Annotated in this window: 12 protein-coding genes; 5 read left to right on the top strand and 7 right to left on the bottom strand. The window is 72.9% G+C overall.

Annotation, left to right across the window (positions count from 1 at the left end):
* Nucleotides 1-24: 24 nt before the first annotated feature.
* A complete protein-coding gene (locus ISOVA_RS07545; RefSeq protein ID WP_013838650.1) occupies nt 25-1,008 on the bottom strand; it encodes a heme o synthase in 984 nt (327 codons plus the stop codon).
* Between the two features lie 241 nt (nt 1,009-1,249).
* Here ISOVA_RS07545 and tkt point away from each other — a divergent pair, with 241 nt between their 5' ends.
* Genes tkt through pgl form a run of 5 tightly spaced genes read left to right on the top strand, consistent with a single transcriptional unit; the run spans nt 1,250 to nt 7,832 of the window.
* The gene (tkt, locus tag ISOVA_RS07540) at nt 1,250-3,376 is read left to right on the top strand and encodes a transketolase (protein ID WP_013838649.1); all 2,127 of its coding nucleotides are present in this window, start codon (nt 1,250-1,252) and stop codon (nt 3,374-3,376) included.
* A 35-nt stretch (nt 3,377-3,411) separates the two neighbouring features.
* On the top strand, nt 3,412-4,554 hold the full coding sequence (tal, locus tag ISOVA_RS07535) for a transaldolase (protein WP_013838648.1): 1,143 nt from the start codon (nt 3,412-3,414) through the stop codon (nt 4,552-4,554).
* A 52-nt stretch (nt 4,555-4,606) separates the two neighbouring features.
* Nucleotides 4,607-6,148, top strand: a complete 1,542-nt coding sequence (gene zwf, locus ISOVA_RS07530) for a glucose-6-phosphate dehydrogenase (protein ID WP_013838647.1) — start codon at nt 4,607-4,609, stop codon at nt 6,146-6,148.
* Entirely contained in the window at nt 6,145-7,089 is a 945-nt protein-coding gene (opcA, locus tag ISOVA_RS07525; RefSeq protein ID WP_013838646.1) for a glucose-6-phosphate dehydrogenase assembly protein OpcA, read from the top strand. Before zwf ends, opcA begins: the two co-directional genes overlap by 4 nt.
* Entirely contained in the window at nt 7,086-7,832 is a 747-nt protein-coding gene (gene pgl / locus ISOVA_RS07520; protein WP_013838645.1) for a 6-phosphogluconolactonase, read from the top strand. The genes opcA and pgl overlap by 4 nt, the downstream gene beginning before the upstream one ends.
* An 82-nt stretch (nt 7,833-7,914) precedes the next feature.
* On the opposite strand, the gene ISOVA_RS07515 is transcribed toward pgl, so the two are convergent.
* From ISOVA_RS07515 to whiA, 6 genes are all read right to left on the bottom strand, one after another.
* A complete protein-coding gene (locus ISOVA_RS07515; RefSeq protein ID WP_013838644.1) occupies nt 7,915-8,280 on the bottom strand; it encodes an RNA polymerase-binding protein RbpA in 366 nt (121 codons plus the stop codon).
* Nucleotides 8,281-8,356: 76 nt separating this feature from the next.
* On the bottom strand, nt 8,357-8,599 hold the full coding sequence (gene secG / locus ISOVA_RS07510) for a preprotein translocase subunit SecG (RefSeq protein WP_013838643.1): 243 nt from the start codon (nt 8,597-8,599) through the stop codon (nt 8,357-8,359).
* A 163-nt stretch (nt 8,600-8,762) separates the two neighbouring features.
* Nucleotides 8,763-9,530, bottom strand: coding sequence for a triose-phosphate isomerase (gene tpiA, locus ISOVA_RS07505; RefSeq protein WP_041294810.1), 768 nt, complete (start codon nt 9,528-9,530; stop codon nt 8,763-8,765).
* A 68-nt stretch (nt 9,531-9,598) separates the two neighbouring features.
* Complete coding sequence (locus ISOVA_RS07500; RefSeq protein WP_013838641.1) at nt 9,599-10,807, bottom strand: phosphoglycerate kinase; 1,209 nt, start codon at nt 10,805-10,807, stop codon at nt 9,599-9,601.
* Between the two features lie 102 nt (nt 10,808-10,909).
* A complete protein-coding gene (gene gap, locus ISOVA_RS07495; protein WP_013838640.1) occupies nt 10,910-11,914 on the bottom strand; it encodes a type I glyceraldehyde-3-phosphate dehydrogenase in 1,005 nt (334 codons plus the stop codon).
* A gap of 239 nt (nt 11,915-12,153) precedes the next feature.
* The gene (whiA, locus tag ISOVA_RS07490; RefSeq protein ID WP_013838639.1) at nt 12,154-13,134 is read right to left on the bottom strand and encodes a DNA-binding protein WhiA; all 981 of its coding nucleotides are present in this window, start codon (nt 13,132-13,134) and stop codon (nt 12,154-12,156) included.
* Nucleotides 13,135-13,148: the final 14 nt, after the last annotated feature.

The following is a 13,148-nucleotide window of genomic DNA, read 5'->3' as shown; positions in this document are numbered from 1 at the left end:
GGCCCATCATGCCCGCCGGGTCCGTCAGAACGGGAGGAACACGTCGACCGCGACCGCGACGAACAGCAGCGTGAGGTACGTGATCGACGCGTGGAACACCTTCATGGCGCCGAGCTTGCCGCGCGCCTCGCCGCGGGCGCGGCGCAGCATCCCGACGGTCGAGCCGAGGAACCAGGCCCCGAGGCCGGCGGCGGCCACGGCGTAGAACCACGTCATGCCGGCGAGCGGGACGAGCGCGAGCGAGCACGCGATCATCGCGACGGTGTAGGCGACCATCTCGACCGCGACGCGGCGGTCCGAGGCGACCACGGGGAGCATCGGCACGCCGGCCGTGGCGTAGTCGCGCTTGAACTTCACGGACAGCGGCCAGTAGTGCGGCGGCGTCCAGAAGAAGATGACGCCGAAGAGCGCCAGGGCCGCCCAGCTCAGCGACTCGGTGACCGCGGCCCAGCCGATGAACACGGGCATGCAGCCCGCGATGCCGCCCCACACGATGTTCTGCGGCGTGCGCCGCTTGAGGATCATGGTGTAGCCGACGACGTAGATGACGATGGCGGCGAACGTCAGCCACGCCGCGGCCACGTTGACCACGAGCGCGAACCACACGAGCGCCACCACGCCGAGCAGGGTCGCGAACACCAGCGCGGCGCGCGGGGTGACCTCGCCCGTGACGAGCGGACGCCGCTTGGTGCGGTTCATGAGCTCGTCGATGTCGCGGTCGAGGTAGCAGTTGAACGCGTTGGCCGAGCCGGCCGCGAGGGCGCCGCCGACGAGCGTCGCGAGCACGAGCCACAGGTCCGGCAGGCCGCCCTGGGCGAGGATCATCGTCGGCACCGTGGTCACGAGCAGCAGCTCGATCACGCGGGGCTTGGTCAGCGCCACGTACGCGCCGGCGCGCGAGCGCCAGCCCCCGCCGACCGGGCCGCGGGCCTGCTTCCGCGACGCGCGGCGGGTCGCCGCGGGAGCCGGGGTCGCCGGGCCGGTCGTGGTCGGGCTCGTCGTGCTCACGCGCGTGGGGTTCCGTTCTGGGCTCGGCAGGGCTCGGGCTTCCGAGCCATCGTACGCCGCCCGACCTGCGTGGCCGCACGCCCGCGCGCGCCCTGCGGTGTGAGAAAGACCGCCCGCCCCGACCTGGTGCGACGCATCCTGGACGGCCCCCGGCGCGCCCCCCGGGGCGGCGCTAGGGTGGATCCGGCAGTTCCGCACGCACCCCGCCGCCCCGCGCCGCGGGCAGGAAAGAGGCAATCTGGTGAACGCGTTCGACCCCGCACTCACGCCGCTCGAGTGGACCGAGCTCGACGACCGCGCCGTGAAGACGATCAAGGCGCTCGCGGCCGACGCCGTGGAGAAGGTCGGCAACGGCCACCCGGGCACCGCGATCTCGCTCGCGCCGGCCGCGTACCTGCTGTTCCAGAAGGCGATGCGCCACGACCCCGCCGACCCCGAGTGGGTCGGTCGCGACCGGTTCGTGCTGTCCGCGGGCCACTCGTCGCTGACGATCTACCTGCAGCTGTTCCTCGCGGGCTACGGCCTGGAGATGGACGACATCGCGGCGCTGCGGACGTGGGGCTCGAAGACCCCGGGCCACCCGGAGTACGGCCACACCGCGGGCGTCGAGATCACGACGGGCCCGCTGGGCCAGGGCCTGGCCTCCGCCGTCGGCATGGCCTTCGCCGCCCGCCGCGAGCGCGGTCTGCTCGACCCGAACGCGGCGCCGGGCACGTCGCCGTTCGACCACCACATCTACGTCATCGCCTCCGACGGCGACCTGCAGGAGGGCGTGACGTCCGAGGCGTCGTCGCTCGCCGGCCACCAGCAGCTCGGCAACCTCATCGTGATCTGGGACGACAACAAGATCTCGATCGAGGACGACACCGACATCGCGTTCACCGAGGACGTGCTCGCGCGCTACGAGGCGTACGGCTGGCACACCCAGCGCGTCGACTGGACGCAGGGCGGGACCGGCTACGCCGAGGACGTCGACGCGCTCGCCGCGGCGATCGCGGCCGCCAAGGCCGAGACGGGCCGGCCGTCCATCATCGACCTGCGCACGATCATCGGCTGGCCGTCGCCGACCAAGCAGAACACCGGCGCCATCCACGGCTCGGCCATGGGCGCCGACGAGATCGCGGGCCTCAAGACGGAGCTCGGCCTCGACCCGAGCGCGTCCTTCGCGATCGACGACGAGGTGCTCGCGTACACGCGGTCCGTCGCCGAGCGCCAGGCCGAGCAGCGCCGCGCGTGGGAGACCGCGTTCGAGGCGTGGCAGACCGCCAACCCGTCGGGCGCGGCGCTGCTGGAGCGCCTGCGCGCCCGCGAGCTGCCCGAGGGCTGGACCGACGCGCTGCCCGAGTTCGAGGCGTCCGTCAAGGGCGTCGCGACGCGTGCGGCGTCGGGCAAGGTGCTCACCGCGCTCAAGGACGTGCTGCCCGAGCTGTGGGGCGGCTCGGCCGACCTCGCCGGCTCGAACAACACGACGATGGACGGCGAGCCGTCGTTCGTCCCGGTCGAGCACGCGACCAGGAAGTTCCCGGGCCACGAGTACGGCCGCACGCTGCACTTCGGCATCCGCGAGCACGGCATGGGCGCGATCCTCAACGGCATCGTGCTGCACGGCCTGACCCGCCCCTACGGCGGCACGTTCCTGCAGTTCTCCGACTACATGCGCGCCGCCGTCCGCCTGGCCGCGCTCATGGAGATCCCGACGACGTTCGTGTGGACGCACGACTCGATCGGCCTCGGCGAGGACGGACCGACCCACCAGCCCGTCGAGCACCTGGCCGCGCTGCGCGCGATCCCGAACCTCGACGTCGTGCGCCCGGCCGACGCGAACGAGACCGCCTGGGCGTGGCGCGGGGTCCTGGAGAACACGAAGAACCCGGCCGGCCTCATCCTGACCCGCCAGAACGTCCCGACGTTCCCGCGCGGCACGGACGGCTACGCGAGCGCCGAGGGCACCCTCAAGGGCGCGTACACGCTGCTCGACGCCGTCAACGAGGAGACGGGCGCGCCGGACGTCATCCTCGTCGGCACCGGGTCCGAGGTCCAGCTCGCCGTCGAGGCGCGCGAGCTGCTCGCCGCCGACGGCATCGCCGCGCGCGTCGTGTCGATGCCGAGCCGCGAGTGGTTCGACCGCCAGGACGCCGCGTACCGCGAGTCGGTGCTGCCGGCCGAGGTCAAGGCGCGCGTCTCGGTCGAGGCGGGCGTCGCCCAGGGCTGGCGCGACGTCGTCGGCGACGCCGGCCGCACGGTGTCGCTCGAGCACTACGGCGCCTCGGCCGACTACAAGACGCTCTACCGCGAGTTCGGCATCACGGCGCAGGCCGTCGCCGACGCCGCGCGCGAGTCGCTGGCCGTCGTCCGCGGCGAGGCCTGAGACCGACGGCGGCCGGCGCACAGGGAGGCAGAAGCATGGGCGAGAACGCCACGGAGTCCACCGACCCGACCACGACCGAGACCCGTCCCACCCGCCGGCTCAGCGACGCCGGCGTCTCCATCTGGCTCGACGACCTGTCGCGCGAGCTGCTCGGCGGCGGGCTCGCCGACCTCGTCGCGAACCGCGACGTCGTCGGGGTCACGACGAACCCGACGATCTTCGCCTCGGCGATGTCGCAGGGCCACCTGTACGACGAGGACCTCGCCGCGCTGCGCGGCACCGACGTCGAGGCGGCCGTGGAGAAGATCACGACCGACGACGTGCGGGCGGCCGCCGACCAGCTGCGCGACGTGTACGACCGCACGGGCACGGTCGACGGGCGCGTGTCGATCGAGGTCGACCCCCGCCTCGCGCGCGACACCGAGGCGACGATCGCGGCGGCGCGCCGGCTGTGGGCCAAGGTCGACCGGCCCAACGTCATGATCAAGATCCCGGCCACGGTCGAGGGCCTGCCCGCGATCACCGCGGCGCTCGCCGACGGCATCAGCGTCAACGTCACGCTGATCTTCTCGATCGAGCGCTACCGCGCCGTCATGGACGCCTTCCTCTCCGGCCTGGAGCAGGCGCGCGACAACGGCCACGACCTGGGCCCGATCGGCTCGGTCGCGTCGTTCTTCGTCTCGCGCGTGGACGCCGCGGTGGACGCGGCGCTCGAGGGGGTCGGCACGCCGGAGGCGCTCGAGCTGCGGGGCAAGGCCGCGATCGCCAACGCGCGTCTCGCGTACGCCGCGTACTCCGAGGTCTTCTCGTCCGACCGGTGGCGTGCGCTCGAGGCCGCCGGTGCCCGCCCGCAGCGCCCGCTGTGGGCGTCCACGGGCGTGAAGAACCCCGAGTACCGCGACACGATGTACGTCGACGAGCTCGTCGTCGCGGGCGTCGTCAACACCATGCCGCTCAAGACCCTCGAGGCGTTCGCCGACCACGGCATCGTGCTCGGCGACACGGTCACCGGGACCGCCGAGGAGGCCGCCGCGACGATCGCCGCGATCGAGGCGCAGGGCGTCTCGATCGCCGAGGTCACGCGCCGCCTCGAGGAGGAGGGCGTGCACAAGTTCGAGGTGAGCTGGGACGAGCTGCTCGGCACGACCAAAGCCGGCCTCGACGCGGCCGGCGCCTGACGCGTGCCCGCCGCACCCACCACCCGCCAGCACCACGAGAGAACGGGGCACCGTGAGACCGGCAAGGATCACCGCTGAGCACAACCCCCTGCGCGACCCGCTCGACCTGCGCCTGCCGCGCATCGCCGGGCCGTGCGGCCTGGTGATCTTCGGGGTCACCGGCGACCTGTCGCGCAAGAAGCTCATGCCGGCCGTGTACGACCTGGCGAACCGGGGGCTCCTGCCGCCCGGCTTCGCGCTGACCGGCTTCGCCCGCCGGGACTGGGCGGACCAGGACTTCGCGCAGATCGTGCACGACGCCGTCAAGGAGAACGCGCGCACGCCGTTCCGCGAGGCGACCTGGCGCCAGCTGGCCGAGGGCATCCGCTTCGTCCAGGGTTCGTTCGACGACCCCGAGGCGTTCGAGCGCCTCCGCCAGACGGTCGAGACGCTCGACGCCGAGCGCGGCACCGGCGGCAACCACGCGTTCTACCTGTCGGTGCCGCCGAGCGCGTTCCCGGTCGTGTGCAAGCAGCTGTCCGAGTCCGGCCTGTCGAAGTCCAGCAAGGACGCGTGGCGCCGCGTCGTCATCGAGAAGCCGTTCGGCCACGACCTCGCCTCGGCGCAGGAGCTCGACGCGGTCGTCTCCGAGGTCTTCCCGCCCGACTCGGTGTTCCGCATCGACCACTACCTGGGCAAGGAGACCGTCCAGAACATGCTGGCGGTGCGGTTCGCGAACCAGCTGTTCGAGCCGCTGTGGAACAACCACTACGTCGACCACGTGCAGATCACGATGGCCGAGGACATCGGCATCGGCGGTCGCGCCGGCTACTACGACGGGATCGGCGCCGCCCGCGACGTCATCCAGAACCACCTGCTGCAGCTCCTGGCCCTCGTCGCGATGGAGGAGCCGGTCAACTTCGAGCCGTCCGCGCTGCGCGCCGAGAAGATCAAGCTCCTGTCGTCCGTGCGGCTGCCGCGCGACCTGGGGCGGCACACCGCCCGGGGCCAGTACGCCGCCGGGTGGCAGGGCGGCGAGCAGGTGCGCGGCTTCCTCGAGGAGGACGGCATCGCCCCCGGCTCGACGACCGAGACGTACGCGGCCATCCGCGTCGACGTCGACAACCGGCGCTGGGCGGGCGTGCCGTTCTACCTGCGCACGGGCAAGCGCCTCGGACGGCGCGTCACCGAGGTGGCCGTCGTCTTCAAGAAGGCCCCGCACCTGCCGTTCGAGTCGTCGCTCACGTCCGACCTCGGCAACAACGCGCTCGTCATCCGCGTCCAGCCCGACGAGGGCGTGACGCTGCGCTTCGGCGCCAAGGTGCCGGGCACGGCCATGGAGGTCCGCGACGTCACGATGGACTTCGGCTACGGGCACTCGTTCACCGAGTCCTCGCCCGAGGCGTACGAGCGGCTCATCCTCGACGTCCTGCTGGGCGACCCGCCGCTGTTCCCGACGCACGAGGAGGTCGAGCTGAGCTGGAAGATCCTCGACCCGATCACCGCGTACTGGGCGAGCAAGGGCTCGCCCGAGCCCTACCCCTCGGGCTCCTGGGGCCCGGCGTCGGCCGACGAGATGATGGCGCGCGACGGGCGCGTCTGGAGGCGACCGTGATCATCGACATGCCGGACACCACGACCAACAAGGTCAGCAAGCGGCTCGCGCACCTGCGCGACGAGGGCGGTGCCGTCGCCCTCGGGCGCGTGCTGACGCTCGTGGTCGTGGCCGAGGAGGCGGACATCGAGGCCGCGGTCGCGGCCGCGAACAAGGCGAGCCACGAGCACCCGTGCCGCGTCGTCGTCGTCGCCCCCCTGGCCACCCGCTCGCGCACCGCGCGGCTCGACGCGCAGATCCGCGTCGGGGGCGACGCGGGCGCCTCCGAGGTGGTCGTGCTCCGCACCGCGGGCCCCCCCCTCGAGCACACCGACACGCTCATCATGCCGCTGCTGCTGCCCGACGCCCCCATCGTCGTGTGGTGGCCCACGGGCGGCCCGGACGAGCCGGCGTCGCACCCCGTGGGCACGATGGCCCAGCGCCGCATCACCGACACGACCACGGCCAAGGACCCGGTCGGGATGCTCGGCCGGCTCGTCGAGTCGTACCGGCCCGGCGACACCGACCTCGCGTGGGCGCGCATCACGCTGTGGCGCGGGCTCATCGCCGCGGCGCTCGAGCAGCCGCCCTACGAGCCCGTCACGTCCGTGACGGTCGAGGGCCAGTCCAAGCACACGTCGCTCGACCTGCTCGCCGCGTGGCTCGGCGTCAAGCTGCGCTGCCCGTCGACCGTGGTGCGCACGCCCAGCTCGGAGGCCATCATCCGGGTGGTGCTCGAGCGCAAGAGCGGACCGATCGTGTTCGACCGCCCCGACGGCCGCACCGTGACCATCACGCAGCCGGGCAAGCCCGAGCGGCGCATGGCGCTGCCGATCCGCTCGCTGAGCGAGGCGCTCATCGAGGAGCTGCGGCGCCTCGACCCGGACGAGATCTACGGCGAGGTCCTGACCCGCGGCCTGTCGCGCGTCGAGACCACCACGAGCCGGAAGAAGTCGGCATGACGCGCGCGGTGGTCGTCCACCCCGACGACGAGGCGCTCGCCGCCGCCGTCGCCGCGCGCCTGCTCACCCGGCTGCTCGACGTGCAGTCGGTGCGCAGCCCCGTGCACCTCGTGCTCACGGGCGGCACCGTCGGCATCGCGACCCTCGCCGCCGTCGCGGCCAGCCCCGTGCGGCGCTCGGTCGACTGGTCGAGCGTCCACCTGTGGTGGGGCGACGAGCGGTTCGTGCCGGCCGGGCACGCCGACCGCAACGAGACCCAGGCGCGCGACGCACTCGTCGACGCGCTCGTGGCGGAGTCCGGGCTGCCCGCCGAGAACGTGCACGCCGTCCCGGGCCCCGACACCGTCGGGTCGCCCGAGGAGTCGGCCGCCGCGTACGCGGCCGAGCTCGCGCGCCACGCCGACGGCGCTGCGGGGGTCCCGGTCTTCGACGTGCTCCTGCTCGGCATGGGCCCGGACGGGCACGTGGCCTCGCTCTTCCCGGGGCACGAGGGCCTCTCGGCCGGCGGCACGACGGTCGGGGTGCACGGCTCCCCCAAGCCGCCGCCCGAGCGCGTCTCCCTGACGTTCGAGGCGATCAACGCCGCGCGCGAGGTCTGGGTCGTGGCTGCGGGCGCGGGCAAGGCCGAGCCGGTCGCGGCGGCGCTGTCGGGTGCACCGCGCGAGGAGATCCCGGCCGCCGGCGTGTGCGGCACCGAACGGACGCTGTGGCTCCTCGACGTCGCGGCGGCGACGCCGGCCTGAGGGCCGCGCGACGACCCGTCCCCACGACGACGAGGGCGCCCGGCCGGTGGACCGGCCGGGCGCCCGCGTCTCGGGATCGTTCCTAGGAGGCGTGCCGGAGGCCCGCACGCCGCGCGCGCAGCGTCTCGAGCGCCTCCTCGAGCAGCGCGGCGCCGTCCTCGTCCGAGCGCCGCTCCTTCACGTACGCCAGGTGCGTCTTGTACGGCTCGTTGCGCAGGGGCGCGGGCGGGTTGGCCGCGTCCAGCCCGGCGGGGAACCCGCAGCGCGGGCAGTCCCAGGTGTCGGGGGCCTCGACGTCCTCGCTGGCGCAGAAGGTGGGCTGCGTCTCGTGCCCGTTGGCGCACCAGTAGGAGACCCGGACCCGGGGCGCGGTCTCACCCCGCTCCGACTCCCCCATCGGGCCCGCGCCCACGCGCGAGCCCCGGATTGCATGACCGGCAGTTGCCACGTCGTGTCGTCCTCACCTTCGACTCAGTGGGCGTGCGTCCACGGACGATCGTCGCGCCGACGGTCCCGGTGGGGCGTCAGCTGACCTTCTGGATGAGGCCGAGGAGGACGATCACGACGGCCCAGACGAGCGCGAAGCTGATCGTGATGCGGTTGAGGTTCCGCTCCGCCACGCCGGAGCTGCCCGCGGCGCTCGAGATGCCGCCGCCGAACATGTCCGACAGGCCGCCGCCCTTCCCCTTGTGCATCAGGATGAGCAGGGTCAGGAACCCGCTGGTCAGGACCAGCAGGACCTGAAGGATGATCTGCAGCACGTCCACGTGTGATACGTCCTCGTTCAGTTCTCTCCCGCGCACGCGCGGGTGTCCAGAGCCGGGACGGTGGTCCCGGCGGGGTCAAGACTAGGTGACGGACGCCTCACAAGGCGAACCCCTGCGTTACCAGCGGGTTACCGCCCCGTGAGGCGTCCGTCCCGGGCCCGCGTCAGGCGACGTGCGCCTGGTACCGCACGATGCGGGCGAACTCCTCCGGGTCGAGGCTCGCGCCGCCGACGAGGGCGCCGTCGACGTCGGGCTGCGCCATGATCTGCGCGACGTTGCCCGACTTGACCGAGCCGCCGTAGAGCACGCGCACCGCGCCCGCGGTCTCGTCGTCGTACAGCTCCGCCAGGCGGGCGCGGATCGCGCCGCAGACCTCCTGCGCGTCCTCGGGGGTCGCGACCTCGCCCGTGCCGATGGCCCACACGGGCTCGTAGGCGACCACGACGTCGGACACCTTCTCCTGCGCGACGCCGGCGAGCGCCGCGTCGAGCTGCGCGAGGGTGTAGGAGACCTGGTCGCCCGCCTTGCGGACGTCGAGGCCCTCGCCCACGCACAGGATCGGCGCGAGGCCGTGCTCGAGCGCGACGGCGACCTTGGCGGCCACGAGCTCGTCGCTCTCGGCGTGGTACTCGCGGCGCTCGGAGTGGCCGACCACGACGTACGTGCAGCCGAGGCGCACGAGCATCGGCGCCGAGATCTCGCCCGTGTACGCCCCGGAGGTGTGCTGCGACAGGTCCTGGGCGCCGTAGCGGATCTCGAGCTTGTCCGCGTCGACCAGGGTCTGCACCGAGCGCAGGCTGGTGAAGGGCGGCAGGACCGCCACCTCGACCGCCGAGTAGTCGTGCTTCGCGTCCTTGAGAATCCACGCGAGCTTCTGGACCGTGGCGATCGCCTCGGTGTGGTCCAGGTTCATCTTCCAGTTGCCCGCCATGAGCGGCGTGCGGGTGGTTGCCACGATGTCGTCTCTTCCTTCTCGTTCGGCGTCTCGTCGGGTCGCGGTCAGGCGTTCTCGTCCGCCAGGACCGTCAGGCCCGGCAGCTCCTTGCCCTCGAGCAGCTCGAGGCTCGCGCCGCCGCCCGTGGAGATGTGCGAGAAGCCGGCCTCGTCGAAGCCCAGCTGGCGCACGGCCGCGGCCGAGTCCCCGCCGCCGACGATCGAGAACGCGCCGGCCGCCGTCGCGTCGACGATGCCCTGGGCGACCGCGCGCGTGCCCGCGGCGAACGCGTCGAACTCGAACACGCCCATGGGCCCGTTCCACGCGATGGTCCTGGCGTCGGCGAGCTTGCTCGCGAAGAGCTCGCCCGACTCCGGGCCGATGTCCAGGCCCATGGTGCCCTCGGGGATGGCGTCGGCCGGCACGGTGCGGTGCGGGGCGTCGGCGGCGAACGCGTCGGCCGCGACGACGTCGACGGGCAGCACGATCTCGACGCCGTTGGCCTCGGCGGTGCCGAGGTAGCCCTTGACCGTGTCGATCTGGTCGGCCTCGAGCAGCGACGAGCCGACCTGGTGGCCCTGCGCCGCGAGGAAGGTGAAGACCATGCCGCCACCCACCAGGAGGCGGTCCGCCTTGGTCAGCAGGTTCTCGATGACGCCGAGCTTGTCGGAGACCTTCGAGCCGCCGAGCACGACGGCGTACGGGCGCTCCGGGTCCTGCGTGGCCCGCGACAGGGCGTTGACCTCGGCGAGGACCAGGTCGCCGGCGGCCGCCGGGAGCACCTTCGCGACGTCGTACACCGACGCCTGCTTGCGGTGCACGACGCCGAAGCCGTCGGAGACGAACGCGTCGGCGAGCGCCGCGAGCTCGCCCGCGAGCTCCTCGCGCTCCGCGTCGACCTTCGAGGTCTCGCGCGCGTCGAAGCGGACGTTCTCGAGCAGCGCGACCTGGCCGTCGGCGAGCGCGTCGACCGTGGCCCGGGCCGACGGGCCGACGAGGTCCTCGGCGAGCGCGACGTCCTGGCCCAGCAGCTCGCCGAGGCGCGCCGCGACGGGAGCCAGCGAGTACTGCGGGTCCGGGGCGCCCTTGGGGCGGCCCAGGTGGGCTGTCACGACGACGCGCGCGCCGGCGTCGGCCAGGCGACGCAGGGTGGGCAGCGCGGCGCGGATCCGGCCGTCGTCGGTGATGGTCGTGCCGTCGAGCGGCACGTTGAAGTCGGAGCGGACGAGGACGCGCTTGCCGCGCAGGTCGCCGAGGGAGTCGATGGTCTTCATGAACGCACTCCAGGGGGTCGGACATGACGACGTCCGTGGGCGTGCCGGCCGGTCGCGGCCGGCACGCCCACGGACGTCAGGGGGTCACTGCGGGTGCTGCCGTCAGAGCTTCTCGCCCACGAACTGCGTGAGCGCGACGAGCGAGTTGGAGTAGCCCCACTCGTTGTCGTACCAGGAGACGACCTTGACCTGGTTGCCGATCACCTTGGTGAGCTTGGCGTCGAAGATGCTCTGGTGCGGGTTCGTCACGATGTCCGCCGACACGAGCTCGTCCTCGACGTACTCGAGGACGCCCTTGAGCGGGCCCTCGGCCGCGGCCTTGACGGCGGCGTTGACCTCCTCGACCGTGACCTCCTTCGGGGCCTCGAAGGTGAGGTCGGTCGCCGAGCCGGTGATGACCGGGACGCGCATCGCGAAGCCGTCGAGCTTGCCCTTGAGCTCGGGCAGCACGAGCGCGACGGCCTTGGCGGCGCCGGTCGAGGTCGGGACGATGTTCATCGCGGCGGCACGCGCACGGCGCAGGTCCTTGTGCGGGCCGTCCTGCAGGTTCTGGTCGCCCGTGTAGGCGTGGATCGTGGTCATGAGGCCACGCTCGATGCCGATCGAGTCGTTGAGCGCCTTGGCCAGCGGGGCCAGGCAGTTCGTGGTGCACGAGGCGTTCGAGATGATGTGGTGCGACGCCGGGTCGTACTGGTCGTTGTTCACGCCCATGACGAACGTGGCGTCCTCGTTCTTCGCCGGGGCGGAGATGATGACCTTCTTCGCGCCGCCGTCGATGTGCGCCTTGGCCTTGGTGGCGTCCGTGAAGAAGCCGGTCGACTCGATGACGATGTCCGCGCCCAGCTCGCCCCAGGGGAGGTTGGCGGGGTCGCGCTCGGCGAGCGCACGGATCTTGACGCCGTCGACGATGATGTTCTCGTCGTCGAAGTCGACGGACTTCGGGAAGCGACCGAGAACCGTGTCGTACTTCAGCAGGTGCGCGAGCGTCTTGTTGTCGGTGAGGTCGTTGACGCCGACGACCTCGACGTCCGCACCCGACTCCACGAGAGCCCGGTAGAAGTTCCGTCCGATCCGGCCGAAGCCGTTGATACCGACGCGGATGGTCACGATTGCCCTCCTCAGGGCGCGCCGGATCGGGACCCGACGCACACGGTTGATGCCGACTTCTGCGCGCCGTCTCGGCGCGCTGATGATCTCCGACGGGACCCCGGGGCCGCCCGCGACGTCACGCCTCCGGGCAGCCTGGGGGTCACGTCGTCGTCACCTGACGCGTCGAGCCTATACCCAACGCGCCTGCACCGCCGCACCGCGTCGCAGGGCGAGACGCGTGGTACGACCACGCCCTCTCAGAGGTCGAGGAGGTCCGGTGACAGCCCCGCCTCGGTGTCGGGGATGCCGAGCTCGAGCGCGCGCTTGTCGGCCGTGGAGAGCAGCCGGCGGATGCGGCCCGCGACCGCGTCCTTCGACAGCGGCGGGTCGGCGAGCTGGCCGAGCTCCTCGAGCGACGCCTGCTTGTGCGCGAGGCGCAGCTCGCCCGCCTGGCGCAGGTGCGCCGGCACCTCGTCCCCGAGGATCTCGAACGCCCGCTGGACCCGGGCGCCGGCGGCGACCGCCGCGCGCGCCGAGCGCCGGAGGTTCGCGTCGTCGAAGTTGGCGAGCCGGTTCGCCGTGCCCCGGACCTCGCGGCGGGCGCGGCGCTCCTCCCACACCTCGAGCGTCGCCGAGGCGCCCATGCGCCGCAGCATCTCGCTGATCGCGTCGCCGTCGCGGATGACCACGCGGTCGATCCCTCGCACCTCGCGCGACTTGGCCTGGACGCCCAGCCGCCGGGCCGCGCCCACGAGGGCGAGCGCCGCCTCGGGGCCCGGGCACGTGACCTCGAGCGCCATCGAGCGGCCGGGCTCGGTGAGCGAGCCGTGCGCGAGGAACGCCCCGCGCCAGACGGCCTCCGCCTCGGCGACCCCGGCCGAGACGACCTCGGGCGCGAGCCCGCGCACGGGCCTGCCCCGCGCGTCGAGCAGGCCGGTCTGGCGGGCGAGGGACTCGCCGTCGCGCACGACGCGCACGACGTAGCGGTTGTGGCGGCGCAGCCCGCCGGCGGCGACGACGATGAGCTCGCTCGTGTGCCCGTACAGGTCGGCGATCGCGTGGCGCAGGCGGGTCGCGACCGCCTCCGTGTCGAGCTCGGCCTCGATGACCACGCGCCCGGAGATGATGTGCAGGCCGCCCGAGAACCGGAGGGTCGCGGAGACCTCGGCCTTGCGGCACGAGGTCCGGGTGACCTTGAGCCGCGCGAGTTCGTCCTTCACCTCTGCCGTGAGCGCCATGGCGTCATCCTGCC

This window comes from Isoptericola variabilis 225 (assembly GCF_000215105.1).
Taxonomy (GTDB): Bacteria; Actinomycetota; Actinomycetes; order Actinomycetales; family Cellulomonadaceae; genus Isoptericola; species Isoptericola variabilis_A.
This window is presented reverse-complemented; position numbering and strand designations above follow the sequence as displayed.

Excerpts from the sequence above, each read along its gene's own strand:
- tal (WP_013838648.1), top strand. The coding sequence starts at position 3,412 with ATGGGCGAGAACGCCACGGAGTCCACCGACCCGACCACGACCGAGACC.
- pgl (WP_013838645.1), top strand. The coding sequence starts at position 7,086 with ATGACGCGCGCGGTGGTCGTCCACCCCGACGACGAGGCGCTCGCCGCC.
- tpiA (WP_041294810.1), bottom strand. The coding sequence starts at position 9,530 with ATGGCGGGCAACTGGAAGATGAACCTGGACCACACCGAGGCGATCGCC.
- ISOVA_RS07500 (WP_013838641.1), bottom strand. The coding sequence starts at position 10,807 with ATGAAGACCATCGACTCCCTCGGCGACCTGCGCGGCAAGCGCGTCCTC.
- whiA (WP_013838639.1), bottom strand. The coding sequence starts at position 13,134 with ATGGCGCTCACGGCAGAGGTGAAGGACGAACTCGCGCGGCTCAAGGTC.